The sequence below is a fragment of the Treponema vincentii F0403 genome, from assembly GCF_000412995.1.
Taxonomy (GTDB): domain Bacteria; phylum Spirochaetota; class Spirochaetia; order Treponematales; family Treponemataceae; genus Treponema; species Treponema vincentii.
The window spans coordinates 923,981-929,112 of record NZ_KE332512.1; the positions used below are offsets into that span (position 1 = coordinate 923,981).

The following is a 5,132-nucleotide window of genomic DNA, read 5'->3' on the forward strand; positions in this document are numbered from 1 at the left end:
TACAATCAATGCAAAAGATGCTATGCGATTCTTTTTCATACGTTTTTCCCCCATTCGTTCAGTAAACATTCAGTAAACGTATCCGCCTCAAATATCGGCAGAACTAATCCGGAACTTTAAAAATTAACTTTTATAGCTTCACTTTATTTCGATAGATGGGTGATTCTTAGAGGGCGGTACAACACCGCATTATTACTAAATACCGCTTGATATATACCTGATAATTTAGGGCTTTGTCAAGCAGAAGATTACCGGCAGGAAATGACTGCCGGCTTTTCCGAGATTCCTGAAACTGCTCGTAATTTATTATTACCGATTGTTATCATCTTTTCCTCTAAAAAAAGCCGGCAAGCGAGTGCCTACCGGCAAAGTACCGCCGCCCCCTCTTTTTCAAGAGCAAGCAGGCGGTTATATTACGATTCCAAGTCTTTACTTCTTTTGCGCGGTTTCGATAGTCCCCTCTTCAATAACATAACCCAATACCGGATTTGAAGTACCATTGCCGTAAACATTTCCATTTTCTGTTCCGGAACTAGAACTTCCTGTTTTACCTTCGGTCAACTTTCCATCCGTTTTCTTTTTCCAGACACCGACATTAACCTTATTACCTGCCGCATAGGTATCGTACGCCTTTGGGGTTGGCACAACCGAAACTTCCCACTTGCCGGTGTAGTAATCGTTTTTAGCTCCTGCTTCCAATACTGCACCGTCTTTTAAATACGCAAGTTTCGGAACGCCTCCCCCCTGCATAAAGTAACCTATGTAGGGAATCGGTTTACCGTTTATATCATTTGCAACATCGATGGTAAGGCGGCTGCCCGTCAGCGAGTACGAATCAACAATGTATTCCGTAAATGTGCCGCTGTAGGAAGCAGAATAGGCATAAGCCAAATCGCCGGAACTGGTTGTATAAGCCAAATGGATACCTCCACTCCTATCAACTGCTAACTGAACATCCTGCCCGCCTGAAAAATTAACTGAATCATTATCAGTCCATGCGGTTGTAACATCAAGAGCAGTCTTATACTTCAGTTTGAGTTGTCTGGGAGCCGCATCGTAATAGGCAAGAACTACGGCTTTATCACTGGTAGCAGTTCCTGCAGCATTAAACTCCGATACTACTCCCAAAGCCACGAAAGGCGTACTGCCATTTACAATTATTTGGTAGTTTCCTGAATTAGAATCTTTCGGATTTGCCAGCGGAGTAGATATATTCACAATTTTATTCTTCGTTCTAAACCGCAATTGCTTCTTCAGTAAATCATAATACGCTATGTAGACATTCTGACCGGCTGCTATAGCAGGAGACTGAATACGGTTTTTATTGATATTGCCATCGCCAAGACCGATACTTTCAAACGCTATACCACCCCAACCTTTATAATTTGCATCCGTATGATCATAGGATCCACTGGGATTTACTTCAAAGAAGGTTGCAAGACTGCATGTGTCAGGATTAAGGCTTGTATTTACGTCAGTACCGGAAGCAATACCATAGCTGGTACCGTCCGGACCGTATGCAAATCCGACATTCTGATATAAGTCCCAGTTTTTTTGGAAAATAGTATAGCTTTTTGAGCTACTTGCCATACTGAACCAAGAGGTACCATTTGCAAAGGCAAAACCTATTCTACCGTTATTTTCAGCATCGGGATGTATCTTCATCATCGGATACGTAACGGATGCATCCTTTGATTTTACCGCCTCGCTGTTAAACTGCCACACATCCAAGTACACATCATCGGTAAGCCTATCGTTGTTTGCGGTTTTTACTCCCTTGTTATACGGCTTGTCGTTGTTATTTGTATTGTTGATTGCGGCAATAGTACCTACCGTCGCCGTCAGCGCACCGCTTTTTGCATTAGCAGAAAGCGTCAATTTCCATGAGGAACCGTCTGCACTAAGAGTTCCACAGCTAACGCCTCCAACCGTACAAGCAGCTCCGGTAAGATTAAACCCATGTACTTTTATCGTTTCGCCGTCTTTAACGGGATAGCGTCCCAATGCCGTACGTGCATAGAGATCGGGAGCATTACCACCGAGGTCGGAAAGAGCAGTGGTGAGACCGGAAACATACGGTACGACGTCGACCCGCCGCGTTGCGGATACGGCATGTGAAGTTTCCGTAGATTCATCTTTTACCTTTATCGCAATGGTTTTATCAAGGCCGACGCCGCCGCTTATCTTTGCGGTGTTCCAGTCAAGCTTCCACTTAACGGTATGACCGGTTTCTACACTCAAGTCATTCGAGACAATACTGAAATGCCATCCGTTTGTATCAAAGTCCCCTATATCTGAGAACGAACCCGACGTATAAGTCGCAAGCTTCGTTTCCGCTCCTTCAGCTGCTCCGTCTATGCCGGTAAACGTAAAGCCGTCGATTTTTGCCCAAATCTCCTTGATAACCTGGTCATCATGGGCAGTTCCCGTAATACTTATTTTGCCGGAAACTTTATCGTCCATATCCATAAGGCCGCTTGTCTGGTTAAAAACGGTTGTATTTAAATCGGTTCCTATTTCGATATGTCCGTTATCGCTGCTATTGCCGTACAGGCTGTTTTCCGTTTTTGAAACCCACTTAAACGGATCTATCACGTTTGTAGGTGCAATTCTGTCCTTCGTATCAACGATAACATCAAGTTCCAGTTCCGCCTTCCATGTATTGGTACCGACTGATAAACCGGCCGCGGAATCCCAGAGTGTCAAAAGCAGCTTACGCTTTTTGGGATTAGTCGTATTAAGATCATCGCTTTGACCTATTTTAGTAAAAGCAGCCGCATCCAGCGTAATGACGCCTGCCGATAATTCGGTTAATCCGTGTACATCCTGACCGTTTGTTAAACATTTTAGCGTATACTTTTTAGTTCCGTTCCCGCCGGATATATCCACTTTAATGTGTGATGTCGCATTTTTAAACCTAAAGGCATCCGCATCGGCTTTACCGTGCCAATCGTATTTTTCGCTGTCGATACCGTTAGGTTTGTCGGCATCATAGGTCAGAGCCAAGGTTTTGGTTTCAACCGTAGAACCGACATTCTCAATAGAACCATTCCTGTTGATATCCGTCCCTAGTTCTACACCGGTGATTTTTAACAGATTTTTCTTCAGTTTTACATCTACTTCAATGGGAGCGTGCTCATTATTTGCACGGTCAATCGGAGTAATGATGATTTTTCCTTTACCGTCGGCAAAGCTGCCTACATCGATCACGCCTTTCCATGTTACAAAGTTGACATCGCCGTTCCCGACATCAGTTTGCACGCCGCTCGGCGACTCTAATGTAATTTCGGTTGTAGAAGCGTTGTTATAGTTTACTTTGACCTTTTCAACTCCCGCGCCTACGTCGTATGCGGCTCCGAATACGCCAACCTTGCCGCTGCCATCCGGCCGCAAATATTCAATAGGGCTGTAGATAAGATAACCCTTTGTGGGATGTGCCGGAGCGGAGTAAAGCGTAACCTTGCCGATACTTCTGTCGAAGCCGGTAATTGCAATATCCTCGCCGGAAGCAAAAAACTTCGTTGACGTGTTGATATTTGTTTTTCCTATCAATGCAGGGTCGGTAAATGAAGTCTCGCTCACCTGTATGGTACCCGACGAAGCTATTTTTGTACCGAAGGCAGCCGTAGGAGTGCTATTATCATACTTCAACGAGAATGAAGCTTGAGCAGTTAAGCCGTCTATCTCCCCCTGCTTTTTAGCCTTTATGGTAACATTAACGGTAAATCCATTATTGCTTCCGGGATTTGTCGTCGTTTTTAACGGAATATGCATTTTATAATTTTTGGCAGTAGTAGTGGACGGCACCGAACTTTGCGTAAACCACGCCTTACCTGAATTGTTAATATTTGAACCGGTTATTTGACTATCATCTTTCAATGTAATAGTCGATGCTCCGAAGTAGCTGCCCGATATATCAATTTGTTCTATACCGGCATCATGCGCCAAATCCGCACATAGATACAAATTATCGCCCTTTATCCACATATTCGAAACATAGTCCTGATTTTCAGCATCAAAACCGGAAGGAATAGCCGTACCAATTTTAGCTTCGGTTGCAACTTTCATACCGGTAATGGTCGGCGCCGCTTTATCGACGACAATTTTTACCGGCTCTGTCCACTGTCCCGGCTCAGGCGTCGGTTTATTATTCTTACCGCGCAATCTAAACCAAATAGTTCGTTGTGTGCCGGTTGAAGGCTCAAATTCTTTATTTCCGTTGATTTCCACAGACCAATACGGGTTTCCGGCCAAATATGAGGTTAACTGCTTCCCATCGGGACTAGGACACCAGTTGATTGTGCCGAACGTAGCATTTTGATTAAAATCCGGATTGCCGCTGCCGTCTTTCTTATCGGTAATTTGAATCCACACGGAACCGACCGTTCCCGCCGCAGGATTGGGTACGCTGACTGTTCCCGAAATACGGATCGTACCGCCTAAAACTTGATTCGCGTCAGGCGATAATACGGTAATTTCCGGGATATCTCCGTTCGGGTCTACTCTTATTGTTTTGGTGATAATAGCGGTATTGCCTTTTTGCGTACTTTCCCCTGCCTTATCTTCCACTAAAAAGAAGACCGGGATGTCATATAGTTCCACGCCCGCTGCGAGTCCCTCTACCTTTTTACCGAGTGCTTGAGCTTTTGCTTTTTGGGTAATATTATCGGTGCCGGTAAAAGGGATATCCCATGAATCACCCGATAAATCAAGCGGTTTCCATGCCGAAGACGTTTCGGCAGGTTTTACCGTTATATCGCCGGAATTTTGCTTACCGGCAATATATTTTATGCTTTTTACACCGCTGGGCGTATCGACAGCCGAACCGCGCATAGTAAAATCACCGCTTTGGCTTCTCGACAAATTGGGGCTTAGTATTTCCACCACCGGCGCCTTTTTATCGACGGTAAAATCGGTACTGTCTGCATCGGTAGCACCTGAACCTGCTTTAACTAAAAAGTATATTTTATGTTCGCCGTCGGCAAGACCGCTTATATCGATTGTAGCCTTATATTTCGGATCGCTCGGGTTGGGAGTAGCCTTTGTCAGCTTCTTTGTAGTGTCGGGACTTGCGGCATTCACTTCCGCATCTATATTGTAATACACTTCCCCCGTTGAATCTATGCCGGTAA

At 44.7% G+C, this 5,132-nt stretch carries 1 protein-coding gene; it reads right to left on the reverse strand.

From position 1 onward, the window contains the following. Window positions 1-429: 429 nt before the first annotated feature. A complete protein-coding gene (locus tag HMPREF1222_RS04120; RefSeq protein ID WP_155997573.1) occupies window positions 430-5,106 on the reverse strand; it encodes a hypothetical protein in 4,677 nt (1,558 codons plus the stop codon). Window positions 5,107-5,132 lie beyond the last annotated feature (26 nt).